The sequence below is a fragment of the Rohdeia mirabilis genome (assembly GCA_007750655.1).
In the GTDB taxonomy this organism is placed as follows: Bacteria; Planctomycetota; UBA1135; order UBA1135.
Genome location: CP036290.1, coordinates 707803 through 731053, shown reverse-complemented (window position 1 = coordinate 731053; position 23251 = coordinate 707803). Strand labels below are relative to the sequence as shown.

Here is a 23251-nt window from a genome sequence, read left to right as displayed (position 1 = left end):
CCACCACCTCGCACGGGATCGGGGATCGCCGGTCCCGCCCCCCCCCACCACTCCGAGTCCGGCTCGAACCGGGCTCGGGCTCAGCCCTCGAGGAACAGCCGGCGCACGCGCACGTCGAGCATCTCGAGGTCGAACATGACCAGGAAGTCGATCGTCCCGAAGTCGCGGTCCACGGCGGGCTCGCTGCAGACCATCGCGCCGTAGCGCAGGTACGTGCCGAAGAGTTGCGGCAGCTTGAACGCCGCGACGGCCTCGGGCGTGACGTCGACCGGCTCCATGCGGTAGCGCTCGCGGGCGGGCACGTAGAACTCGGTGTGCACCTTGCCGTGCGCCGCCAACCACGCGCGGGCGAGGCTGCCGTCGAGCGGATCGGTGCCGGTGAGCGAGCAGCAGCCGTACAGGTAGCGCTGGCCCGAGTCGACGGCGTAGCGCGCGAGCCCGCGGAAGAGTGCGAAGAGCGCGTGCCCGCGTCGGTGCTCGCGCGCGATGCAGGCGCGTCCGAGTTCGGTGCCCTGTTCGAGGATCGCGCGCGGCGCTCGGTCGAGGTCGTACTCCTGATCGCAGTACAGGCCGACGCCCTGAGCCGCCATCGACAGCGTGGCCAGGCGGTAGGTCCCGACCACGCGGGGAACCGACTCCGTTCCGCTGGCCAACTCCTCGATCGGCGTGCCGATGGACTCGACCGAGGCCGAGCCGGCACGCACGGCACCCGCTCGATGGATCAGGAGCAGATGGTCGCAGTGCGCGTCGAACGGATCGGCGTCGCGCCCGGTGGCCTCCGACTCGGCGAGCCCTTCGCCGAGCTCGCGGTTGAAGACCTCGAAGCGCAGCCGCTGCGCCGCCTCCAACTCGGCCGGTGTGCGCGCGAGACGCACCTCGTACTCGCGTTCGTCGAAGCAGAACTCGGGTTGACCGGGTCGCAGAACGCCACCAGCGCGGTGCGCGCTCGGCGGCGGGCCCATGGGAGCAGCGCCGCCAGCGGACCGGACGGACTCGGTGGCGTGATCGGTGGATCGCCCGAGGGGAGTCGGAGGATTCTGCATGGCGAGGAAGTGCGGCGCCGGAGGTCGACCGTTCCGAGGAGCGGCCAGCTTCCGTGCGAGCTTCGATCCTACGCGCGTCCGAGCTGGCGACAAGGGCACCCGCCGCGTGGGAACGAAATCTTCATCTCAGGCCCACCGTCCTTCCACGCGGGGTCCGATTCCTGGGTTCGGCGGGGTCGGACGCGACCGTTCGAGAACGTCCGCCCCACCGCCGACCCGCCCGATGGGCTCAGCGCGAGAGGAGCTGTTGGACGGCCGTCGTCAGCGTGCGGACGAACATCCCGTTCGCGCCGCGCGGAGTGCCGGGCTTGCCGCGGTCCTCCCAGGCGTAGACGTCCACGTGGGCCCACGGCGTCTCCTTGGTGAAGCGTCGCAGGAACAGGGCGGCCGTGATCGCACCACCGCGGTTGTCGCTGCCGGAGTTGTTCACGTCGGCCCAGGGCGAGTCGATCGTCCACTCGTAGCTGTCGACGAGCGGCATGCGCCAGACCGGCTCGTCGCAGGCCTCCGACGTCTCGAGCAGCGTGCGGACCAGCTCCTCGTCGTTCCCGAACAGGGCCGGGATCTCCGGGCCGAGCGCCACCCGCGCGGCTCCGGTCAAGGTGGCCACGTCGAGGATGCGCTTCGCGCCCTTCTCGCGTGCGTAGCACAGCCCGTCCGACAGGAGGAGCCGACCCTCGGCGTCGGTGTTGCCGATCTCGACGCGCTGACCGTCGGCGGCGGCGAAGACGTCGCCCGGGCGCATGGCTCCGGCTCCGATCGCGTTCTCGGCGGCCGGGATCACGGCGGTGAGCGAGCCGTCGAAGCCCAGTCGACCGAGGGCGTCGAGCGCGCCGATCACGGTCCCGGCGCCGCCCATGTCCTTGCGCATCAGCGCCATCGATCCGCCCGGCTTCAGGTTCAGCCCGCCGGTGTCGTAGACGACGCCCTTGCCGACCAGCGCGAGGTCGGGTTCGGCGCCGACGGGACCGCACTCGACGATCGCCACGGCGGGCGGACGATCCGCTGCACGTCCGGTGACGGCGGTCAACTTGAAACCCTCGCGCGCGACCTCGTCGCCCGTGAGGATGCGGCAGCGCATGCCGTGGCGTTCGGCCACCTCGCGCGCCGCACCGACGAGCTCTGCGGGGCCGAGCTGTTCGGCGGGCGTGTTGACGAGGTCACGCGCCAGCAGTTGCCCCTCCACGCGGGCGACGGCGCGCGCGACGATCTCGGAGGTCACGCTCTTGACGAGCACGTGGCACGTTCCGGGCACCGCAGGCTTGGAGCGTTCGGAGTGCGTGAACTTGTAGGCGCCCGTGGCCAGACCTTCGACGACGGCCACCGCGCCGGCCGATGCGTCGAAGCCCGCACCTTCGAGGTCGACCGCGAGCGTCCATTCGATCCGCGGGGGAACGGTCGCAGCGGCCGACGCCGCCGCCTCGCGCAGTGCCTTGCCCGTCGGCGACGCACCGAGCCCGACCAGGTGCAGGATGCGGTCGGCGATCGGCACCGGAAGGGACTCACCGGTCTTGGCGGCGAAGCGCACGCCGTCGGCGATCTCCGCCAGGCGCGGAATCTCGCCGAGATGCGGATCGCGTGCGCCTGCGACGAGTTGCTCGAACTGCTCGGGAGTGACGAGTTGGACGCAGACCGCTCCGGTCAGATGACGGGCCGGAGAGATGTCGAAGGGGATTCGTTCCATGTTCACGCGCTCAAGCCTTCGCAGAAGGCGTCCAGGGCCTCGCGGGCGCCGTTGAAGATGCAGTCGCCGTCCCCCAGGAGGACGGCTTGGACGTCGCGCCCACCCAGGACGCGGATGGATCCTTCGAGCGCGTCGCGATCGGCGATCTTGGGGTCCGGCAGGAGGCGCAGGCGACCGCTCTCGTGGCTGCGGACCGCGTCGCCGAAGATCCAGGTGCGTTGGGGCTTCAGGTAGAGCGCGGCTTCGCGCGGCCACTTGCCTCCGAGCAACCAGTGGATCTCCCAGCGTTCCGAGAAGCCCGGGCCCAGGTCGTCGGCGGTGGTGAACCAGTCGTCGACGGGAACACCCTCCAGGCGTTCGCGCTCGCAGTCGGGCGCCGCCAGTCGCGCACCGCACTCCCCCTTGAGCTCGACCGCTGCACGCAGGTGGTCGGCGTTGGTCACGATGATCGTCCGCGCCCCTCCGAGATCGCGCAGTTCGTTCAGCTCGCACGGCTCGAGAGGCATCGGGTCGATCAGGACGCCGCCGGCGGGATCGGCCACGAAGAAGCCGTTGAAGTCGATCTTGCGATCGGGCTGGTACCGGCTCCAGTAGTGGATCCCGCTGACGCGCGTGCTCTTCATGGGCCGCAGCATAGCGGCCCGTTCGGCCCGACCGACCGGGACTCGGCCCCTTCTCGCCCCCACCGGCGGCAAGTCCCACGGGCCCAGAACGCAACGAGGCGCAGCGGTCGAACCGCTGCGCCTCGTCGCTCGCCGACTCCGTGGTCGACCAGTCGTCGACCGATCGGGGCCTACTCGTCCTCGCCGCGCAGGACGTAGCTGTAGGCCAGCGTGCCTTCGGAGGTCGAGGCCCGCTCCATCGTCCGGCCGCCTTCGTCGAAGATCGTCTCGGTCGCGTTGATCTCTTCGCGTTCGATGTCCGCTTCGAGCGTGAAGGAGACCGCACAGCCGCGCGCCAGGTTCCACAACAGCTCGCCCTTGCCGTCGAAGCTGTTGGTGGTCACGGCTTCGAGGGTGACGATGGTCATGTCACCGCGCTGGGTCTCGCGCGTCACGTCCTCGATGGCGTCGGTCATGTCGTACTTGGACGACGCGTCGACGACGAACGTGATGCGTGCGACGCGCTCGCCCTCGTCACCGGTGATCTCGGCCAGGGTCGCCTTGAACTCGCCGCGGTACTCGGGCTCGACACCCAGAGCGGTCGGGTCCGTGCTGCCACCGCCAAAGCCCCGACGTCCGCCGCCGCGACGCTCGTCGGCGCCCTCGCGCTCCGGCATGGCCAGGTGGAGGTTGCCGCCCGGGCGCAGAATGGACTCGAGCACGTGGAGCGGGACGTCCCAGGACTCCTCGACCTCGACGGCCGCGCTGGGCAGGAGGTCGGCGAGGTCGAGATCGGCGACGAGTCCTTCGAGGAGCGCTTCGTCGAGGGTGCTGTCCTCCGGGATGCGCGCGGTGTAGGCCTCGGTCTCGGCGTCCCAGTCGAAGAGCACGTCCTCACCGACGAGACCGCTCTCGAGCTGCGGGCGTTCACCGTCGCCGCGGCCGCCGAATCCGCCGCCGCCACCACCGCCGCTCTCGGGACGCTCCGTGGTGCGCGCGATCGCGTCGTAGGTCCGGCGCAGGAGCGTCGGGCGCGTGCCGTCGGCCTTCTCGAACTCGTCGGAGACTTCCAGTCGCGTCGTGGTGGTGCTGGCGCCGCGGCCGAGCATCCGCTCGGTGTCCATCTCTTCACCGTCGACGACCATCGTCATGTCGGTGACCTCGAGCGTGGTGACGACTTCGAAGGCGCGGCCGCGGGTCTCACCCTCGGCGGCCTTGCGCGCGATGTCGCCGACGACGAGGGCGCCGCCGACGAGCGTGGTCGCGCCCAGGATCTTGAATGCCAGCAAAGTGGTTCCGTTCAGCATGGTCGGAGGCCCTCGTGGGGCGGTCGTGTCCGCGGGGAGGTGGGCTCCACCGGACGGGGTTCGGCGCGGCGGCTCGGGGGAGCCGGACGTACGGATCGCGCGCCGGGTCGCCCACAGTCTGCCGAGCCCGGGTCGGGGCCGTGCGCGCGATCGGACGAGGTGCGCCGACGGGAGGCGATCTGGCGCGAACGGCGGACTCCACGCCTCCCTTGGGCCCCGCGAAGCAGGCCACGAACGCGCGACGGGCTCCCCGAGCGCGTGGCGCGGGGAGCCCGTCGAGCGACGTCGGACCGGGCCGACGTCCTCCTCTCGGAAGAGGTCTACTCGATCGTGTAGCTGACTTCGATCGAACCTTCCTGGGTCAGCTCCTGGAACTGCTCCATGGTCTCGCCGCCGAAGTCGATCTCGACGTTGCTGGTGTTCACCTCGGTGACATCGGCCTCCATGGTGAACGAGATCAGGCGGCCCTTGGCGACGTGCCACATGAGCGTTCCGGTGCCCTCGGCGGTCCGTTCGACGACGACCTCGACCGGGTTGATCTCGAGTTCGCCCATCGGGGTGTCCTGGGTCATCGGCTCGAGCTCGCCGGAGAGGTCGAGCGTCATCTCGATCTCGATCGTGATCTCGATCTTCGCGACGCCTTCCTCGACGCTGACCAGCTTGCCCTTGAGCGTGCCCTCGTAGGTCGGCTCGACGCCGGCCTCCTCGATCTGCTCGGCCATCTCGTCGTACTCGTTCGCGTCCGCGTCGGACGGCTTGAGGTGCATCTCACCACCCGGCTCGACCATGAACTCGAAGAAGGCCGGATCGATGTCCCACTCGGCGCCGACCTCGATGTCGCCGTCGGGCAGCAGTTCGGCGAACTCGTAGTCGCCGAGCAGGTCCTCGAGCAGGTCCTCGTCGAGGGTGCTCTCCTCGGGGAGGCTCGCGACGTAGTCCTCTTCCTCGCCGTCCCAGGTGAAGATCACGTCCTCACCCTCGAGTTCGCTCGAGAGCTCCTTCGAGGAGTCCTCGGCACCCATGGCGGCGAGCATCCCGCCTTCCATGGCCGATTCGCCTCCGAGCGTGGTGTAGGTGCGCGTGAGTTTGGTCGCGCGGCCGTCCGCGACGGACGAGAACGTGTCGCTGACGACGACGCTGTACGAATCCGTCTGGCTGCCTTCGATGTCGCCGAGCTGATCGGCGGGGATCTCCTCGCCGTCGAACCTGATCACCATGTCGACGAGGGACATCTCGCGCGACGCCTCGATCGTTCGGACCCGCGTCTCGCCCTCGGCGGCGTTGCGCGTGAGCGATTCGGCGAGAGTCGGGGCGAAGAGGACGGAGGCGGCGGCGGCGCCGAGAAGAGAAGCTTTGACCAGCATCGAACGTATCGGTTCCAGTTGGGTGATCGAGCGGAAGAAGGCGCCCGCGAGCACCGACGCGATGGAGCGTGGTGCGGGACCGAAATCTCTCCGACGATGGGTGCGGAGGATCTCGATCGCGGTCGGGCGGTCGCCGTGGAGTCGTCGTGGAGACCACGACGATCGGGCCGAACAGGCTACGCCCGGGCGCTGCCCGGTGCCAACGCGGCCCCGGGGAACTCCCTTCGAGGGAGGTTCGCCCGCTCCTACGCCGCGCGGCGCCCGCTGTGGGCCCCCGCGACGGGCTTTTCGGTCGCTTCGGGAGCGGCGGGCTCTTCCGCCGTCGCGCGCTCGTCGACCCAGGTGCCGGACCAACGGGGCGCCCCCCCCAGGTAGGAGGCACGCCCGAGCATGTGGGCGGCCACCGGTGCGGTCACGAAGAAGAAGACCACCGTCGCGGTCGCGCGCGCCAGGACCTCGGTGTCGCCGAAGTGGGTGGCGCTGCCCATGACGATCAACATGACGCCCAGGGTGCCGGCCTTCGACGTGGCCGACATCCGCATGTACACGTCCTGGAAGCGCAGCAGACCGATGCCCGCCAGGAGCACGAGGACGGCTCCGACCACCATCAGCGTCACGGAGAGGATCTCGGAGGTCATCATGACTGGCGGCGGCTCTCCATGTAGCGGGCGAAGGCCACGGTCGCGAGGAAGGACACGAGCGCCAGGATCAGCGCCACGTCGAGGAGGACCGCGGATCCCGTCATCACGCCGGCGGCTCCGATCATCGCGACCAGGAGCGAGCCGACGAAGTCGAGGGCCACGACCCGGTCGGGAAGCCCGGGACCCGTGAAGACGCGGGCGAAGGCCAGCAGCAGCGCGGTCGCGAGCAACGGCATCACGACCCAGGCGGCGAAGTGTTCGATGCTCACGCGAAGACCCCCAGGACACGCCGTTCGAAGCCGTTCTTGATCTCGTCGCGCACGGCGTCCGGGTCGTCCACGTCGAGGCAGTGGACGTAGAGCGCACTGCGATCGCCCTCGACGTCGATGGTCAGGGTCCCCGGCGTGAGGGTGATGAGGTTCGCGAGCACGGTCACGCTGCGGTCGGTGTGACCGTCGAGCGGGACCCTGACGACGCCGGGTCGCAGCGCGTACTTGTTCCCCACGACGGCCCGCGCGACGCGCAGGTTGGCCACGCAGAGCTCCTTCGCGAAGTAGAGGCCGAGAGCGACGAGGCGCGGGATGCGCGCGATCGATCCGATCCCGCTGGCTGCGCGCTGTTCGGTCAGGAACAGCAGCACGAGGCCGACGCCGCAGCCGAACGCGAACTGGTCCCAGCCGAAGTGACCGGTGAACGCGAGCCAGGCGAGTCCCAGGACGATGGCCTTCGGGATCACGAGACACCTCCGAGCACGGCGGTCACGTACTGACTCGGGTCGAGCAACTGTTCGGCGGTCGCCAGCGCCATCTCGAAGATCGGTCCGGCGAGGAAGCCGATGGCAACGGTCACTACCGTCAGAGCGACGACCGGGAGCATGGCTCGACGCGCGCTCTTCTCGCGCACGTCGCGCTCCCGCCCGGTGAAGGCGAACTCGTTCGGCGGCGCGTCCTTCCAGAAGGCCAGCGCCCAGATCTTGGTCATCGAGTACAGCGTCAGCAGCGCCACGACGACCGCGATCCCGATCGCCCAGTACCACTCGCCCTCGAGCCCCGCGCGCAGGAGGACCAACTTGGCCCAGAAACCCGACAGCGGCGGAATGCCTGCCAACGAGAGCGCGGAGACGAGGAACAGCACCGACAGCACGGGGCGTTCGCGCCAGAGTCCACCGAGGCGCCGCAGGTCGCCGTGACCGCGCAGCTTCTCGATCACACCGGCCAGGAAGAACAGGTTCGTCTTCACGACGATGTTGTGCAGCAGGTAGAAGACCGCTCCGGCCAGGGCGATCTTGCTCATCAGCGCGAGACCGAGGATCAGGAAGCCGATCGAGCTGACGATCTGGAACGACAGGATGCGCCGGATCTCCATCTGGGCCACTGCGCCCAGGACGCCGGCGATCATCGTCGCGCAGGCCAGGACGGCGAGCACCGTGTGCGTGAACGCCAGGTGTCCGGTGAACATCATCGTGAACGTCCGCAGCAGCGCGTAGACCCCCACTTTCGACAGCAGTCCAGCGAACACGGCCGAGACCACGGGCGGCGGCGTGTGGTACGAGGCCGGCAGCCAGAAGAAGAAGGGGAACATCGCCGCCTTCAGACCGAACGCGACGAGGAACAACATCGCGAGCGTGTCCATCAGGCCCGTGTCCGGGTAGGCCGCGACCTGCTCGGCGATGTCGGCCATGTTCAGCGTCCCGACGGCGCGGTACAGGAGTCCGCCAGCCGTCAGGAAGATCGCGCTCGAGACCAGGTTGAGGATCAGGTACTTGAGCCCGCCCTCCAGCTGCGCGCGCGTGCCACCCAGGGTCAGCAGCACGAAGGACGCCATCAGCATCACTTCGAAGCAGACGTACAGGTTGAACAGGTCGCCCGTGAGGAACGAGCCGCAGACGCCCATCAGAAGGACGTTGAGCAGCGGGTAGAAGCTCGCCCGCTCGCGGCGTCGATCGAGCGAGAAGCCCGTGAAGACCGTGGTCGCCAGGCCCACGACGCCGGCGGCGGTCACCAGCAGCGCGCTCAGTCGGTCGGCGACGAGCGTGATCCCGTAGGGCGCGGCCCAGCCCCCGGCTTGAGCGACCGCGATCCCGTGCTCGTCGACGTGGAGCAGGATCACGACCCCCGTGATCAGGAGGCTCGCCATGCCGGCGAACGAGAGCGCCCGCTGGATGCGCAGCGCGCGCGCCGCGATGAGCGTGAGCGCCGCCGTCGCCAGCGGGATCAGGATGGGGAGTACGAGCAGAGTGTCCAAGTGAGTTTCCCGTCGAGTCAGGCGGCGCGTGTCCGGCGCCAGGGGAGGAAGCCGCGAACGGACCCACGACGCCGCGGGAGTTCGTGCAGCAGCGCGCCCTCCTCGGTGTCGGTGCTCGTCATGCGATCGAGGTCGTCGCTGCCGACGGCCTGGTAGGCGCGCCGAACGAGGACCAGGGCGAAGGCCTGGATGCCGAAACTGATGACGATCGCCGTCAGGACGAGCGCCTGGGGCAGCGGATCGGCATAGGCCCCGGTGAGCGCCGCCGCGCCGTGCGGCACGATGGGCAGTTGGACGCCGTCACCCACGCGCGTGACGTTGCCGGCGGTGAACAACAACAGGTTCGCGCCGTGCGTGAAGATGGACAGGCCGATGATGACCTTCATCAGGCTGCGTCGGAGCAGCATGAAGAAGCCGGCCGCGTACATGAAGCCGACGACGATGGCGAGCCAGGACTCCATGGTCACTCGTCCTCCAACAGGGTGAAGAAGACCTCGAGCGCGAAGCCGAGCACGACCATGAAGACCCCGACGTCGAAGGTGAACGGCGTACCGATCTTCCCGATCACCGGCAGGTAGGCCCATTTCGGCCAGATCCCCTGCAGGAACGCGTCGCCCCAGATCAGGCCGACGACGCCACTGCCGGCGGCCACGAGCAAGCCGAGCCCCATCAACCGCAGCGGTTGGACGCGCAGGATGCGGCGCGCTCGGCCGGGTCCGTCGGACAGCGCGACGAGCGAGAACGCCGCCGCTGCGACGAGACCGCCGACGAAGCCTCCGCCGGGCGCGTGGTGACCGCGCTGCAGCAGGAAGAGCGAGTACACGAGAAGCACCGGCAGCATCAGCCGCACGGCGGTCCCGAGAACGATCGAGGACTGGTTCACGAGGCCGAACGCTCCCGCACGTGGACGCGCATGAGTCCGAGGACGCCGAGTGCGGCGACCGCCAGAACGGTGATCTCCCCCATCGTGTCGATCCCGCGGAAGTCCACGAGGATGACGTTCACGACGTTGTGGCCCTTGCCGAGCGCGAGGCTGTTCTCGGCGAAGAACGGCGAGAGTCGCGACGCTCCGTCGACCGACGTGAGGCCCCAGACGAGGAGCGCGAAGAAGCCGCCGACCGTGATCGACAGGACGACGTCTCGCCACACCTGCAGGCGCGTGCTGAGCTGGCGCAGCGGAGGCAGGCGATAGAGGATGAAGAGGAACAACAGGACCGAGAGGGTCTCGATCGCGAGCTGCGTCTTGGCCAGGTCGGGCGCGCCGAAGAACAGGAAGGTCACGGACATGCCTGCGCCGACGATGCCCAGCGCGGCGATGGCCGCCAGGCGCGAACTCGTCGCCATGACGAAGACCGTGGCGAGCACCATCGCGAGGACGATCGCGGCTTCGTGCACGCGGATGTCGAAGCTCCCGCTCGGCGGCAGCGGCACGCCGTTCTTCAGCAGCGGATAACCGGCCAACACCATGGTCGAGGCCAGGACGATCGCCAGGTAGGTCCGCAGCGAACCGCTCTGCAACCGGCGCGTGACCGCGCGGGCGACCCACTCGATCGCGACCAGGCCGCGGTCGTAGAAGCGCTCCGGTCCGAACCACGCCAACACGCTCCAGAGGCGCAGCGCGCGCACGACTGGCCGGCGCTTCACGTAGAGCGCGAGGCCGACCGCGGCGAGCGCGGCCTTCAGGGCGTAGGCACCGGCCGTCGCGTGGACGTGGAGTTCGGGCGCGACGCCCGGGGCGATCGCGGCGGCGGCGGGCTCGAGCAGGTGGTGCGCGAGCGGCCCCCAGAAGAACCCCAGCACGAGGCCGAGTGACCCCAGCAGCAGCGGCGAGAACCACAGGTCGATCGGCGCTTCGTGCGGATGCTTCGGCAGATCCTCGCCGTCGCGGCGTCCGAAGAACGTGCGCCACACCAGGAGCGCGCCGACGGCGAACGTCATCAGGACGGTGAGCATGGCCGCCCACTCGACCGGACCCATGTGCAACGCGTGTTCGGCGTGTCCGACGAGGCTCTTGGCCGACGCACCGAGGAACGGCGGCAGTCCGGCCATCGACAGCACGGCGAGGCAGGCGGCGACACAGGTGATCGGCATGGCGCGCGACAGGCGACCGAGGCGATCGACGTCGCGCGTCCCGCACTCGTGGTCGACGATGCCGGCCACGTGGAAGAGCGCGCACTTGTACAGCGCGTGGACGATCAGATAGGCGGTGGCGGCGGCGGCGGCGTCGGCGGTGCCGATGCCCAGGAGCATGACCAACGTGCCCAACGCGCTGACCGACGTGTACGCGAGGATGCGCTTCATGTCGGTCTGGAAGAACGCGACGACGGCCGAGTAGACCATCGTCGCCGCGCCGAACGAGACCAGCAGCGCGAGCCACTCGTCGGTCCCACCCAGCGCGGGCGAGAGACGGGCCAGCAGATACACGCCGGCCTTGACCATCGTCGCCGAGTGCAGGTACGCGCTGACCGGCGTCGGGGCGGCCATCGCTCCGGGCAACCAGAAGTGGAAGGGCAACTGCGCCGACTTCGTGAAACAGCCACCCAGGACGAGGAGCAGGATCGGCAGGTAGAGCGACGATTCGCGCAGGACGTCGCCGCTCGCGACCAGCTCGGCGACCGAGTAGGTGCCGCCGACCGATCCGATCAGGATCACGCCGCACAGGAGGCACAGCCCGCCGGCACCGGTGATCAGGAGCGCCTGCAACGCGGCCGCGCGCGCCTTCGGGTTCGCGTGGTCGTAGCCCACCAACAGGTACGACGACACGCTCGTCAGCTCCCAGAAGACGAAGGCCGTCACCAGGTCGTCCGACAGCACGAGACCCAGCATCGCCGTCATGAAGACGAGCAGCGTCGCGTTCAGTCGCCCGAGCCGCGGGTCGTTGCCGATGTAGCCGCGCGCGTAGACCATCGTCAGCGCGCCGATCCCGGTCACGAGCAACGCGAAGACGAGACTCAACCCGTCCAACGCGAGGTCGGCGCTGACTCCGAGCGAAGGTGCCCAGGCCACCGGTTCGACCAGGCGCTCGCCCGCTGCGACGGCCGGGATGCGCGTGGCGAACCAGGCGCAGGCCGCGGCCGGGACCAACGCCAGGACACGCCCGCAGGAGCGCCCGGCGAGACGGGTGACGAGCGGCGCGAACAGTGCGGCGACGACGAGGCTGATGAGGATCCAGACCATGGCGGTACGGGTGGGTCTCCGCACACCCTCGGGGCGCAGCGGGACCGACCCGGTGCATCGGTCCGCCTCGGCTCGGGGCGCGAGGATCGACGCGCGCCCCTCCCGACGCCGGGAAGCCGGGCCCCGCCGTGGGCCCGCGCGAACCACCGGCGGGCGCCGCTTGCAAGGCCGCGCGGCGCGTGGTGTCCTCCCCTCTCCCGCCTCGTTCCGCCCCCCTGCTCGCCGTGACCACACGAATCCTCTGCGTCGGAGACCTCCACCTCGGCAAACGTCCCGGTCGCTCGCCCGCGGGCATCGATCCCGCCGAGCTGGGGCCCGCCGCCGCCTGGAAGCGCTGCGTCGAGATCGCCCTCGCGCAGAAGGTCGACGCGGTGCTGATGGCCGGTGACGTCGTCGAACGCATCGAGGACCGCTTCGCCGCCTTCGAGAGTCTGCGCGCGGGCGTCCAACGCCTGACCGAAGCGGGGATCCGCGTGCTCGGCGTGACGGGGAACCACGACGTGGAAGCGCTCCCGCGACTCGCCCAGCTCCTGCCGGACTACGGACTCCTCGGCCGCGGCGGCCTGTGGGAAGAGGTGTCGCTCGGTACCGCCGACCCGGTCAGCGTGGTGGGCTGGTCCTTCCCCGCGCGACACCACTCCGACTCGCCGCTCGCCGATCTGCCGCCGCGCACGGGTCGCGGACTGCGCCTCGGGCTGCTGCACTGCGACGTCGACCAACCGCACAGCGCCTACGCCCCGGTCACGAGCGCCGAACTCGCGTCCGCCGACGCCGACGCCTGGTTGCTCGGGCACATCCACACGCCGGGCGCCCTCGACGAGAGGACGCCGCGCGGCTACCTCGGGTCGGTCGTCGGACTCGACCCGACCGAGACCGGCCGCCACGGGCCCTGGATGATCAGCGTCGAGCGCGGCGCTCTGCAGTTCGAGCACCTACCGCTCGCGCCGCTGCGCTGGGAACGCGTCGTCGTCGACGTCGAGGGCGGCGATCTGTTGGGCGCGCTCGATCGCGCCGCCAGCCAGGTCGAGCGGATGCTCGCGAAGGAAGGAGCCAACCCACTGGCGGTCGGCGTGCGCGTCGTCGTCGGTGGGTCACCCGCCGATCCCGACGAGTTCGAACGCGATCTGCGCCGCCTGCGCGAAGAGCCCTTCGAGCGCAACGGCGACGGTTTCGTGGTCTTCGTCGACAAGGTGATCGACGCGACCCAGCCCGAGCTCGACGTCCTGAACCGCTCGCGTCGGGGCGACCACCCCGGTCTCGTCGCGAAACGACTCGTGGCACTCGAAGAAGGCGGTGACGAGGCGCGCGACGTGCTGCGGACGGCGCGCAAGGCGATCGGCGACGACATCGCACGCCTCGCGCAACGATTGGGACGCGAGAATCTCGGCATCGACGACGAGACCCTGACGCGCGCACTCGAGCGAGCCGGCGTCGAAGTGATGGCCAAGCTCGTGTCGCAGGTCGACGAGCGTCCGAAGGGCGCCGGCGCGACAGCGACCGTGGAAGCGACCGCCGCTGAGGGGGACGACCGATGAGATTCGCCAAGCTCGACGTCGAACGCGTCCCCGGTATCGATCGCCCGTTCGCACTCGACGACCTCGGCCGCGGCGCGATCCTGATCGTCGGTCCCAACGGCTGTGGCAAGAGCCGCACGGGCCTGACCCTGTCGGCGCTGCTGTTCCCCGAGAAGGCCGCCGAACTGGACGACGGTCGTGCGAGCGCTGTTCTCGAACACGGCGGCGAGCGCTTCCTGGCCGAGTTCGACGGTGGCGAGGTGCGCTGGCGGCGCGAGGACGGCGAACGCCTCCCCGATCCCGCCGAAGGCCGCGCCCACGCGTTCCACCTCCCCGCGCGCAGCCTGTGGCGCACCGAGGGACACGACGACTTCGGCCGCGAACTCGCGCGCCGCGTCGCCGGCGGCTTCGACCTCGAAGCGGTGCGCGAGCACTTCCACCTCGGCCCGCGCTCGGGTGCCGAACTCGGCAAGGCCGTCAACGCCGCGCGCTCGAAGGAGAAGCGCGCCCTGCGCGAACTCGACGCCCTGGCGCGCGAGGAGGAGAGCATCGTCGCGCTCGAGGCCCGTCGTCGCGACGCCGCCGCCGCCGCGCGCGAGGTCGAACTCCTGCGCGCCGCCGCGAGTGCCGCCGAGGCCGTGGCCGAGCTGCAACGGACCCAGGCGCGCCTCGAGGTCTTCCCGCCGGTGCTCGAGCACACGCGCGAGGACGGACTCGAGGACCTCGAACGCGCGGAGTCCGAATGGATCGCCGCCGACCGTTCGACGGCCGAGGCCCGCGCGCGCGCCGGTGCGGCCGACGAGGCCCTCGCGAACGCGACGAGCGGCCCCGACGAAGAGGCCCTGCGTGCCGCGCGCGAGTACCTGCAGACCGCTCGCCGCTGCGACGAGTCGGGACGCGCGCTGCGCGAGGACCTGGCCCGGGCGAACGCGCGCGCGACGCGAGCGCGTTCCGACGCCGGACTCTCCGAGCACGCTCCCCTGCCCGGCGCGGACACGCTGGGCGAGCTCGAGGTGCGCGCGCGCAGCGAACGGGCCGTGCGCGGCGAACTGGCCGAGGTCGAGCAACGCCTCGGCATCGTCGCGGGCGCGAACTCACTGGTCACGCGCACGTCGCACCTGATCGTCGGCGGCATCCTCATCGCCGCCGGTTCGGCCGCCGCGGTCCTCGTCGACCCGTGGTTCATCGCCGTCGCGGGCACGGGCCTCGGTTGGCTCGCGCGCACGCTGTTGACCGACGGTCGAGAGCGCCTGACCCTGCGCGTGAAGCGCGACGAGTTGCAGCGCCAGCTCGGCGAGCTCGAACTGCAGAGCGCGAGCCTGCGCGGCGCACTCGGCCTCGCGTCGGACGCCCCGGCCGCGACCTTGCTCGAATCGTTCGCCGCACGCCAGGAGCTGCGCACGGCGCTGACCGAGGTCGACGGTCTGCTCGCGCGCCGCGCCGAACTCGAGGCGCAGTCGCTCGAAGCACGCGAACACATCGGCGACGCGCTGCGCAGCGAGGTGCCGCCCGACGCCGCACGCGCCCTCGCGCAGTTGGAAGCGGAAGAACGCCGGTTCGAGTCCCGCCGCGACGTCCAGGCCCGCGCGACGAGCGCGCGCCAGGACGCCGAACGCGCCGAGGCCGAACTGGCCCGCGTCGCCGCTCGCCGCGCCGAGGCCTTCGCCCGTCTGCACCTCGCGCCGGGCGATCTGGCAGCGGCGGAAGCCCTGCTCGCGCGGCGCCAGGAGTACATCGAACTGAAGCGCCTGCGCGACGAGCAGGTCGGACGTCAGACCGAAGCCCTCGCGCGTCTCGACGAGTCGAAGCACCTCGCGCACGAGCCGTCCGAGGAGATCGAGCGCCGCCTGGCCAACGCGGAGAAGCGCGCCGCCGAGCAGGACGAACTCAGTGAGCAGATCGCCTCGATCCGCACGCGCGTGGAGGAAGCGCGCCGCAACGACCCCTGGCAGGAAGCCGCGGCCGAGCGCGAACGCCTCGAGGCCCAGGCCGAGGACCTGTTCGAGGAAGGCCTGATCAAGCTCTGCGCCCAGCACCTCGGCGACGAAGTGCGCCGCGAGCACCGCGAGACCAGTTCACCGCGCGTCATGCAGCGCGCCGACGAACTGCTCGGCCGCTTTACGCGCGGGCGCTACCGACTCGAGCTCGGCGACGGTTCGAAACTGGCCGCCATCGACGGCGAGTCCGGCCGCACGTTCGCGCTCGACCAACTCAGCGACGGCACGCGCGTCCAACTCCTGTTGGCCGTGCGCCTGGCCTTCGCCGAGACGATGGAAGCACCGGGCGAACGCCTGCCGTGGATCCTCGACGAAGCGTTCGGCGCGGCCGACGGCGAGCGTCTGCGCGAACTGGTCGGCACGGTGCTCGAGGTCGCGAGCGAGGGCCGCCAGGTCGTCTATCTGTCCGCGCACCCGTCCGAAGCCGTTCTGTGGGCGCAGATCGCCCAGGAGCTGTCGCTGCCCTCGCCACAGATCGTCGACCTGGCCCAGGTTCGCGGCCTCGCGCGCTCGGAAACGTCGGAGTTCGCCTCTTCGCTCCCCGAACGGCGCGTGCTGCCCGAGCCCGCGAACCTGTCCGACGCCGCTTGGGCGAAGGCCGTCGGGGCCGACGTCCCGCGCCGCTACGACGCACCGGAGCGCCTGCACCTCTACCACCTCCTGCGCGAGGATCGCGACGCCCTGCGCGCCCTGGCCGAGGACGGCATCGAGCGCCTCGGCGTGTTCGAGAACGCGCGCGCCGCGGCTTCGGTGGCGCTCGGCGACGAAGCGCTCGAGAAACGACTCGCCGCGCGGGTCGCCACGGCGCGTGCGACGATCGAAGCCTGGCACGTGGGTCGCGGGCGTCCGCTCGAACGCGCCGACGTGCGCGCCACGGGCGTCCCGGCCAAGTACGTCGACACGCTGTGCACGCTGTCGGAACAGTTCGGTCGCAGCGCGAGCGCGCTCCTCGCCGCGCTCGAGGACAAGAAGCAGCGCAAGGACCTGCTCGACGCGGTCATGCGCGACGCGACGCTCGAGAAGTTCGAGGCCGGTCTCGTCCAACGCGGCGTGATCGATCCCAGTGATCCGCTCGACCGCGACGCCGTTCTCGGACGCGCGTTGGCGGCCGCTTCCGAGCACCGCCGCGCGCTCGAGAAGGGCGAGGCCGCTCAGATCGCGGGCACGCTGGTCGACTACCTCGAGTCGTCGGTCGAGGAGTCGGAACTGCCCGCCCACGAGCTGCTCCCCTCCGAGGCCGCGTCCGAGGGCGACGCGCGTTCCTCGCGCGCGGCTTCCGCTTCCTGAGCGGGAGCCGCGGCCGCCTCGGCGAGTTGGGCGAGTCCCAGGTCGAGCTGTTCGCGGATGCTGGGGACCACGACGAAGCGGTCCCACAGGCGCTGCAGGAAGAGGTCGAGTTCCTGGCCCGATCGGCTCCACCGAAGTCGCGTGCCGCCATCCGGCGCCGGCTCCCATTCGATGCGGTCCCAGGCCTTGAAGCCTTCGCCGCCGATCAGGTCGTCGCCGACCGCACCCATGCGCGCTTCGACCACGATGCTGCCGGCCGGGTCGAACGCGGCGATCATCAGGAGGATCGCGTGCTGGCCGTCGAAGACCAGGGTCACGGAACCGTTCTCGCCCGCGGTACGCTCGCCGGGCTGGATCTCGAGTTCGTAGCCGGCGCCCTCCTGGAACGCCGGCGCCCACTCGGGCCAGCGCGCCAGATCGCCGGTCAGTTCGGCGAGCCGCGCGGGGTCGAGTTCGGCGCTGGTCACGAGTTCGCGTTCGACCTCGGTGTGGGAGTCCACGAGGGCTCCGGCGAGATTGAGCAGCAGGAACAGGCCCAGAACGGTGATCGCGACGATTCTCACGACGTCACTCTAGTGGTGTGATTCGCTCCGACGAGGCACGGTTTCTCCTCCTGTCGGCATCGTCCCGTTCGGGCGCGCTGCTGCGTCGGGCCTCCTTGGAGACTCACGGCGAAGTCGAGCCGTCGGCGCGCCCTCGATCGCATCTCGCACGGAACGCCGAAGTGCCTCGACGGAGCGAACCTCACCACGAATGGTGCGGCGCGGCGGGGCGCCATTCGTGCGACCTGCGACGCGGCCGCCGTCGGACACGAAGGGTCGGGCGGATAGGGTCTGCACATGGCCTCCACCGCTAAGCCCCTCGTGCTCGACCGCCCCATCCGCACCGGCTTCAAGCTGGGGCTGGGCTTCTTCATCGCTTGGTGCCTGATGGGCATCGTCCTGTGGCTGGGCAGCCTCGTCCTGGGCGGAGGCCTGCTGATCGCCGGCATCCTGGGACTCGCTGGCGGTTCGTCCGAGGTCGAGGCGCACGAGGCTCAGCCGGCCGAGACCGCGAACAACCCGTTCAGGTGAGCCGCGCCCGCTCGGCCCGCCGCAGCGGGAGGCCGAAGGCGAACGCGAGTGCAGCCAGCAGCGCCGCCGCCAGCACGCAGCGCACGACGCCCGCGGTCGGACCGCCGTCCCCCGCCCCCGCGCTCTGGTAGATCCAGCCGGACGCGACCGTGCCGACCAACCGACCGAGCGCGTTCGACGCGTAGTAGAAGCCCACGTCGAGAGCCACGCGTTCGCGCGTCGCGTAGCGCACGACCAGGAAGCTGTGCAGTGCGCTGTTGGCGGCGAAGACCAGCCCGAACAGCGACAGGCCGACGACGAGCACGGGGCCCGGTGCGACGCCCCGGTCCAGGAAGAGCGCCACGAGCACGAGCGGAACCACCAGCGCCAGTCCGGCCGCGATCAGCCGCCGCGCGTCCGGCTCGCGACCGATCCAGCGCGGCGCGAAGGCCTGCACGATGCCGTAGCCGATCGTCCAGGCCGCGAGGAAGCCGCTCACCTCCGCCAGGCTCCAGCCGAGCTCGACGCGCAGGAAGACCGGCACCGCCAGCACGAACCACACGTCGCGCGCGGCGAAGAGGAACAGCCGCGCCGCCGCCAGCCAGTTGAGGCGCGCGTCCTTCGACAGCAGCTCGCGCACGCGCGAGCCCGCGCGCTGGCCGGGTCGGGGCGGCAGGAATGCGAGCGCGACCGCGCCGGCGACCACGAGCGCGCTTCCGAGCGCGTAGCAGGTGTTTGCGAAACCGATGCTGCCGAGCAGGACGCCGCCGAGCAGGAAACCGACGCCCTTGAGCGCGTTCTTCGAGCCCGTCAGAAGACTGACGAGCCGCATCAACCGCGAGCCCTCGTGCTCGGGAACGACGAGCTTGACGTAGCTCTTCGCGCTGGTCTTGACGAGGTCCTTGGCCATGCCGCACGCGCCCTGACCCGCGACCAGCAGCGCGAGAGGCAGCGTGCTCGCGGCGCCGCCGAGCGCCAGCAGCGTCGCGGCCTGCAGCGCCATTCCGAGACCGAGCGGCAGCTTCAGTCCGTGGCGCGCGCCGAGCCACCCGCCCGCCAGGTTCGTGAGCACGCCGAGCGCTTCGTAGGCCGCGAACATCCCGGCGATCGCGAGCGGCGCGTAGCCGAGGTCGCTCAGGTGCAGGAGAACGAGGGTGCGCAGCGCGCCGTCGCTCAGCGTGAAGACCCAGTACGCCGCGGTGACGAGCGCATAGTCGCGCGAGCCGTGGGCGTTGCCGTGGACGGGCGCGCTGGGTGTCGTGCTCATGGGCGCGCTCGGGTCGAAGAACGGTCGCACGCCTCACCGACGCACGACCGCGCCGTCACTCCGCCCGCCCGAGCACCTGCCCGACGAGCTCGACCCACAGCGACGCACCGACCGGCAGCAGGTCGTCGTTGAAGTCGTAGTTCGGGTGGTGGACGTTGCACGAGGTCGGCGATCCGCCGGCACCCAGCCACAGGTAGCAGCCGGGGCGCTTCTCGAGCATGAACGCGAAGTCCTCGCCGCCCATCGACGGCGACGCGTCGCGCAGCACGTTCTCCGCGCCCATGACCGTCGCCAACGCGGTCGCGGCCTTGTCGGCCTGCACCGCGTGGTTCACGGTCGGCGGGTAGTTGCGGCGGAAGTCGGCGGTGGCACGGGCGCCGAAGGCACGAGCGGTGTTCTCGGCCACGCGCGCGATACCCGCTTCCATCGCGTCGCGCGTCTCGGGGCGCAACGTGCGGCACGTGCCACGCAGGACGGCGCGCGCCGGAATGACGTTGTAGGCGCTGCCCGCTTCGACCTTGGTCACCGAGATCACGGCCGAGTCGAGCGGATCGGTCGAGCGGCTGACCAGCGTCTGCAGCGCCGTGATCACGTGCGCCGCGACGACGATCGGATCGACCCCCTTGTGCGGCATCGCGGCGTGCGCGCCGACGCCGTCGATCTCGATGTCGAAGAAGTCGCTCGCGGCCATGATTGGCCCGGCCTGGGCAGCGGCCTTCCCGTACGGCAGCTCGGGCCAGTTGTGCAGACCGTAGACCTCGTCGCACGGAAAGCGCTCGAACAGGCCCTCCTCGACCATCGCCTTGCCGCCCGCGAGTCCTTCCTCGGCGGGCTGGAAGATGAAGTTCACGGTGCCCTTGAAGTCGGGCTTGGCGGCCAGCGCGCGCGCCGCACCGAGCAGCATCGTCGTGTGTCCGTCGTGGCCGCAGCCGTGGAACTTGCCCGGGATCGTCGAGCGGTGCGGGACGTCGCCCTCCTCCTCCATCGGCAGCGCGTCCATGTCGGCGCGGATCCCGATCGAGCCGCCGGGTTGGCGCCCGTGCAGCACGCCGACGACGCCGGTGACGCCGAGCCCGCGGTGCACTTCGATGCCCCAGGACGCCAGGCGCTCCGCCACGAGCCCGCTGGTGCGGACCTCTTCGTAGCCGATCTCCGGGTGCGCGTGGAAGTCGCGCCGCCAGGCCACCAGGTCGTCGTTGAAGGCTTCGATCTCGGGCAGGGTCTTCATGGGCGGAGAAGGTAGCAGACGTCCGGTGCGGTGGATTGTCGGTACGGCGTCAGGCACGAAACTGCCACTTGACGCCTTCGACCCTGGGATTCGCGGCGTCGAAGGCGGCAGGTGGCAGTTTCGTGCCTGACGCCGTACCGACAATCTAGAGCCGCAACCCCATGTGGTGCACGTCGATCGAGCGGCCGGCGACGCGCAGGCCGTCGGGCTCGAGGCCCCAGCTCGAGAAGCCGATCCGCTCGTACAGCCTGTGGGCGGCCGCGGCGGTGACGGACACGTCGAGCGCGACCCAGTCGATGCCGGGCATGGCGCGCGCCGCGTCGACGAGAGCTCGCATCAGCGCCTCGCCCAGGCCACTGCCGCGGGCGGCCGGCATGACGTAGGTCCCCCACACCACCGCCTTGTGCTCCATCTTCGCGTGGTGCGGGACGAACAGGCCGGCCGCACCGACGAGCTCGTCGCCTCGGAACGCGCCCAACACCGGCGCCGGGGCAGCGGGGTCGAGCAGTTCACGCACGGCGTCCGTGTTCGTGAAGCGATCGGTCGCGGGCGAGGCGGCGAAGGCGTCGGGCACGTCGGCGAGGGACGCGCTGCGCAGGGTGGCGAAGGCCTCTGCGTCCGAGGGAACGAGACGGCGGATCATGGCTTCGGGCATCGGGAGTGGAGTGGTCGCAAGTGGCGCGGCCGACTTCGCGCCGCACGGTCGAGCCGTCAGCGCGGCACCGGTGGATTCTGCGTCGCCATGCGATGGAACCGCGCGGCGCTGCCGGTCAACGCGCCCGCGGGAAGCGCCCATTGGAACGTGCGACGGATCGCGAGGTCGAGCCCGGGAACCGGCCGCAGGCGTCCGCTCTCCAGCCAGCCCCGCAGCGCCCAACGCGACAGGAACGCGACGCCCATGCCGGCCGCCGCGGCTCCGGCGATCGCGCTGCTGGTTCCGATCACCGGATCGGTGGCGCGCGGTCGCCGCCGGACGCCGGCCTTCTGCAGCGCGCGTGCGACGACCGCGCGGGTTCCGGAGCCCGACTCGCGCCACAGGATCGGCGCCTCGGTCAGGGCCGCGAGTGTCGACACGTCGAACGGTGCATCGGGTGCGACGACCGGCACGAGTTCGTCGTCGAGCCACGACTCGAGCCGCACGCCGGCCGCGCGCGCCGTGCCTTCGACCAGTCCGAGCGGTACGCGGCCCTCGCGCACGGCGTCGACGACTTCCTCGGTGTTGCCCACGTCGAGCGCGACCGGGATGTCACGGTACAGCGCTCGGAAGCGAGCCAGCACGGACGGCAGCACGTGGGCGGCTACGGTCGTGCTGGCCGCGATGTGCAGCGCGCCGAGCGCCGTGTCGTGCGCGGCCACGTCGTCGAGCGCGCGCTCGAGGAGGCGTTCGAGCTCGCGCGCCCGCTCGGCCAACATCTCGCCCGCCGGGGTCGGCGTGACGCCGCGCACCGAGCGCACCAGGAGCGGCGCGCGGACGCCGTCCTCGAGGCGACGGATCCGAGCGGTCACCGCCGGCTGGGACAGATCCAGGTCGCGCGCGGCGCCGGAGATGCTGCCCGCGCGCACGACGGCGAGGAACGTCGTCAAGAGGTCGGGGTCGAGCGGGGCGGCGATGGACACGGTTCGATGAAGGGCACGGTTCGGCGGTGGGTACGGTGCGGCGAAGAACATGCTTCGGCGCAGTCCGGGGCACAGGCAGGGTATCGACCGAACTGATGGCCCATCGCCACATTCATCAGACTCGTTGAGGTCGATCGGGCGATGATCCTCCTGTGCGAACCACCGCTCGGATCACCGCCCAGCCCTCTGCCGACAGCATCGTTCGGGCCACCGCCAGAGCCTCGTCGACGCCCGTGCGCGACGCGGCCTCGCCGTCTCCGGACCTCACCGCGCACCGCTCCCCCGCCCCCCGCGGCCTCGGCGCCCTGCGCCCGGTCCTCCTCGGCGCCGCGGTGGCCGCCCTCCTGATCTGGCCGGTGCCGGGCTTCGCCGCCCTGCTCGCGGGCCTGGTCGGCGCGGCCCTTCTGGGCAGCCCGTCGTGGAGCGCGCGCGGGAGCCAGACCCTGCTCAAGGTCTGCGTCGTGGCACTCGGCGCGGGGCTCGACCTCGGCGTCGTGCTGCGCGCCGGCGCCGACGGTTTCAGCACCGCCGCGCTGACCCTCGGCGTCGCGCTGGCCGTGGGCGCGCTGCTGGCGAAGGTCCTGCGCGTCGACCGCGAGACCGCCATCCTCGTCACGCTCGGAACCGCCATCTGCGGCGGTAGCGCGATCGCCGCGGCAGCTCCGGTGCTGCGCGCGCGCCCCGGCTCGATCGGCGTGGCGATCGGCATCGTGTTCCTGCTGAACGCGGTCGCCTTGATCGTCTTCCCCGCCCTCGGCGCCGCGTTCGGCCTGAGCGCGGAGAGCTACGGCCTGTGGTGCGCGCTCGCGATCCACGACACGAGCAGCGTGGTCGGCGCAGCGGCCAGCGGCGGACCCGAAGCGCTCGAGATCGCCACCGTCACCAAGCTCGCGCGCGCGCTCTGGATCCTGCCGGTGTGCGCCGTCCTCAGCATCGCGATCGCTCGCCGCGAACCGGGGACGAAGGGCGGACGCCTGCCGCGCGTGCCCCTGTTCATCGTGCTGTTCGTCGGCGCCGCCGCGCTCGTCTCGCTCGTGCCCGCTCTGGCCCCGGCCGGACAGGTCGTCGCGGGCGCCGGGCGCCACGGACTGACCGTCGCCCTCTTCGCGATCGGCCTCTCGATCACGCCCGCCGCGCTGCGTTCGATGAACTGGCGCCAGTTGGCGCTGGGACTCGGGCTGTGGATCGTGCTGGGCGCGGTGGCGCTGGCGCTGGTCGCCTGACGCA

The 23251-nt window shown here is 71.0% G+C and carries 21 protein-coding genes; 4 read left to right on the top strand and 17 right to left on the bottom strand.

Translation table 11 applies throughout. The features are described from left to right. Positions 1 to 80: 80 nt before the first annotated feature. The 12 genes from Pla163_RS02670 to mbhE form a co-directional block, all read right to left on the bottom strand. Entirely contained in the window at positions 81 to 962 is an 882-nt protein-coding gene (locus tag Pla163_RS02670) for a GNAT family N-acetyltransferase (RefSeq protein ID WP_419186242.1), read from the bottom strand. Positions 963 to 1272: 310 nt separating this feature from the next. Next, positions 1273 to 2727: a leucyl aminopeptidase family protein gene (locus Pla163_RS02665; RefSeq protein WP_145183157.1), complete on the bottom strand. Its 1455-nt coding sequence runs from the start codon at positions 2725 to 2727 to the stop codon at positions 1273 to 1275. 2 nt (positions 2728 to 2729) lie between these two features. Next, entirely contained in the window at positions 2730 to 3350 is a 621-nt protein-coding gene (locus Pla163_RS02660; RefSeq protein WP_419186241.1) for an MBL fold metallo-hydrolase, read from the bottom strand. A gap of 170 nt (positions 3351 to 3520) precedes the next feature. Continuing rightward, on the bottom strand, positions 3521 to 4636 hold the full coding sequence (locus Pla163_RS02655) for a hypothetical protein (RefSeq protein WP_145183150.1): 1116 nt from the start codon (positions 4634 to 4636) through the stop codon (positions 3521 to 3523). A gap of 320 nt (positions 4637 to 4956) precedes the next feature. Beyond that, positions 4957 to 6000, bottom strand: a complete 1044-nt coding sequence (locus tag Pla163_RS02650) for a hypothetical protein (protein WP_145183147.1) — start codon at positions 5998 to 6000, stop codon at positions 4957 to 4959. 245 nt (positions 6001 to 6245) lie between these two features. Further along, positions 6246 to 6641, bottom strand: coding sequence for a monovalent cation/H(+) antiporter subunit G (gene mnhG / locus Pla163_RS02645; RefSeq protein ID WP_419186240.1), 396 nt, complete (start codon positions 6639 to 6641; stop codon positions 6246 to 6248). Next, complete coding sequence (locus Pla163_RS02640) at positions 6638 to 6910, bottom strand: monovalent cation/H+ antiporter complex subunit F (protein ID WP_419186239.1); 273 nt, start codon at positions 6908 to 6910, stop codon at positions 6638 to 6640. Before Pla163_RS02640 ends, mnhG begins: the two co-directional genes overlap by 4 nt. Continuing rightward, positions 6907 to 7377, bottom strand: coding sequence for a Na+/H+ antiporter subunit E (locus tag Pla163_RS02635; RefSeq protein WP_145183141.1), 471 nt, complete (start codon positions 7375 to 7377; stop codon positions 6907 to 6909). The genes Pla163_RS02640 and Pla163_RS02635 overlap by 4 nt, the downstream gene beginning before the upstream one ends. Continuing rightward, positions 7374 to 8885, bottom strand: coding sequence for a Na+/H+ antiporter subunit D (locus tag Pla163_RS02630; RefSeq protein ID WP_145183138.1), 1512 nt, complete (start codon positions 8883 to 8885; stop codon positions 7374 to 7376). Before Pla163_RS02630 ends, Pla163_RS02635 begins: the two co-directional genes overlap by 4 nt. A gap of 17 nt (positions 8886 to 8902) precedes the next feature. Then, positions 8903 to 9346, bottom strand: a complete 444-nt coding sequence (locus Pla163_RS02625; RefSeq protein WP_145183135.1) for a Na+/H+ antiporter subunit C — start codon at positions 9344 to 9346, stop codon at positions 8903 to 8905. A gap of 2 nt (positions 9347 to 9348) precedes the next feature. Continuing rightward, positions 9349 to 9768 (bottom strand): Na+/H+ antiporter subunit B, encoded by a 420-nt coding sequence (locus Pla163_RS02620; RefSeq protein WP_145183131.1) that lies wholly within the window; start codon positions 9766 to 9768, stop codon positions 9349 to 9351. Beyond that, the gene (mbhE, locus tag Pla163_RS02615) at positions 9765 to 12062 is read right to left on the bottom strand and encodes a hydrogen gas-evolving membrane-bound hydrogenase subunit E (RefSeq protein WP_145183128.1); all 2298 of its coding nucleotides are present in this window, start codon (positions 12060 to 12062) and stop codon (positions 9765 to 9767) included. The genes Pla163_RS02620 and mbhE overlap by 4 nt, the downstream gene beginning before the upstream one ends. A 224-nt stretch (positions 12063 to 12286) precedes the next feature. Between mbhE and Pla163_RS02610 the strand changes: the two genes are divergently transcribed. Beyond that, on the top strand, positions 12287 to 13597 hold the full coding sequence (locus Pla163_RS02610; RefSeq protein WP_419186238.1) for a metallophosphoesterase family protein: 1311 nt from the start codon (positions 12287 to 12289) through the stop codon (positions 13595 to 13597). Next, positions 13594 to 16860, top strand: coding sequence for an ATP-binding protein (locus Pla163_RS02605; protein WP_145183121.1), 3267 nt, complete (start codon positions 13594 to 13596; stop codon positions 16858 to 16860). The genes Pla163_RS02610 and Pla163_RS02605 overlap by 4 nt, the downstream gene beginning before the upstream one ends. Here the strand turns inward: Pla163_RS02605 and Pla163_RS02600 are convergent. Further along, positions 16749 to 17423: an SRPBCC family protein gene (locus Pla163_RS02600; RefSeq protein ID WP_145183118.1), complete on the bottom strand. Its 675-nt coding sequence runs from the start codon at positions 17421 to 17423 to the stop codon at positions 16749 to 16751. The two genes, Pla163_RS02605 and Pla163_RS02600, sit on opposite strands and share 112 nt — an antisense overlap. Positions 17424 to 17699: 276 nt before the next feature. On the opposite strand from Pla163_RS02600, the gene Pla163_RS02595 reads away from it, so the two are divergent. Continuing rightward, a complete protein-coding gene (locus Pla163_RS02595) occupies positions 17700 to 17933 on the top strand; it encodes a hypothetical protein (protein WP_145183115.1) in 234 nt (77 codons plus the stop codon). Here Pla163_RS02595 and arsJ read toward each other — a convergent pair. The 4 genes from arsJ to Pla163_RS02575 form a co-directional block, all read right to left on the bottom strand. Further along, complete coding sequence (gene arsJ / locus Pla163_RS02590) at positions 17926 to 19179, bottom strand: organoarsenical effux MFS transporter ArsJ (protein WP_145183112.1); 1254 nt, start codon at positions 19177 to 19179, stop codon at positions 17926 to 17928. The two genes, Pla163_RS02595 and arsJ, sit on opposite strands and share 8 nt — an antisense overlap. Before the next feature lie 55 nt (positions 19180 to 19234). Further along, positions 19235 to 20407, bottom strand: coding sequence for a M20 aminoacylase family protein (locus Pla163_RS02585; RefSeq protein WP_145183109.1), 1173 nt, complete (start codon positions 20405 to 20407; stop codon positions 19235 to 19237). A gap of 145 nt (positions 20408 to 20552) precedes the next feature. Beyond that, positions 20553 to 21062 (bottom strand): GNAT family N-acetyltransferase, encoded by a 510-nt coding sequence (locus Pla163_RS02580; RefSeq protein WP_419186237.1) that lies wholly within the window; start codon positions 21060 to 21062, stop codon positions 20553 to 20555. 56 nt (positions 21063 to 21118) lie between these two features. Beyond that, complete coding sequence (locus tag Pla163_RS02575; protein WP_419186236.1) at positions 21119 to 22024, bottom strand: LysR family transcriptional regulator; 906 nt, start codon at positions 22022 to 22024, stop codon at positions 21119 to 21121. 233 nt (positions 22025 to 22257) lie between these two features. Between Pla163_RS02575 and Pla163_RS02570 the strand changes: the two genes are divergently transcribed. Next, positions 22258 to 23247, top strand: coding sequence for a YeiH family protein (locus Pla163_RS02570; protein WP_419186235.1), 990 nt, complete (start codon positions 22258 to 22260; stop codon positions 23245 to 23247). Positions 23248 to 23251 lie beyond the last annotated feature (4 nt).

What these genes read in the sequence shown, in the direction of transcription:
- Pla163_RS02670 (WP_419186242.1), bottom strand. Translation starts at nt 962, where the DNA reads ATGGGCCCGCCGCCGAGCGCGCACCGCGCTGGTGGCGTTCTGCGACCC.
- Pla163_RS02665 (WP_145183157.1), bottom strand. Translation starts at nt 2,727, where the DNA reads ATGGAACGAATCCCCTTCGACATCTCTCCGGCCCGTCATCTGACCGGA.
- Pla163_RS02660 (WP_419186241.1), bottom strand. Translation starts at nt 3,350, where the DNA reads ATGAAGAGCACGCGCGTCAGCGGGATCCACTACTGGAGCCGGTACCAG.
- Pla163_RS02655 (WP_145183150.1), bottom strand. Translation starts at nt 4,636, where the DNA reads ATGCTGAACGGAACCACTTTGCTGGCATTCAAGATCCTGGGCGCGACC.
- Pla163_RS02650 (WP_145183147.1), bottom strand. Translation starts at nt 6,000, where the DNA reads ATGCTGGTCAAAGCTTCTCTTCTCGGCGCCGCCGCCGCCTCCGTCCTC.
- mnhG (WP_419186240.1), bottom strand. Translation starts at nt 6,641, where the DNA reads ATGATGACCTCCGAGATCCTCTCCGTGACGCTGATGGTGGTCGGAGCC.
- Pla163_RS02625 (WP_145183135.1), bottom strand. Translation starts at nt 9,346, where the DNA reads ATGGAGTCCTGGCTCGCCATCGTCGTCGGCTTCATGTACGCGGCCGGC.
- mbhE (WP_145183128.1), bottom strand. Translation starts at nt 12,062, where the DNA reads ATGGTCTGGATCCTCATCAGCCTCGTCGTCGCCGCACTGTTCGCGCCG.
- Pla163_RS02605 (WP_145183121.1), top strand. Translation starts at nt 13,594, where the DNA reads ATGAGATTCGCCAAGCTCGACGTCGAACGCGTCCCCGGTATCGATCGC.
- Pla163_RS02595 (WP_145183115.1), top strand. Translation starts at nt 17,700, where the DNA reads ATGGCCTCCACCGCTAAGCCCCTCGTGCTCGACCGCCCCATCCGCACC.
- arsJ (WP_145183112.1), bottom strand. Translation starts at nt 19,179, where the DNA reads ATGAGCACGACACCCAGCGCGCCCGTCCACGGCAACGCCCACGGCTCG.
- Pla163_RS02585 (WP_145183109.1), bottom strand. Translation starts at nt 20,407, where the DNA reads ATGAAGACCCTGCCCGAGATCGAAGCCTTCAACGACGACCTGGTGGCC.
- Pla163_RS02580 (WP_419186237.1), bottom strand. Translation starts at nt 21,062, where the DNA reads ATGCCCGAAGCCATGATCCGCCGTCTCGTTCCCTCGGACGCAGAGGCC.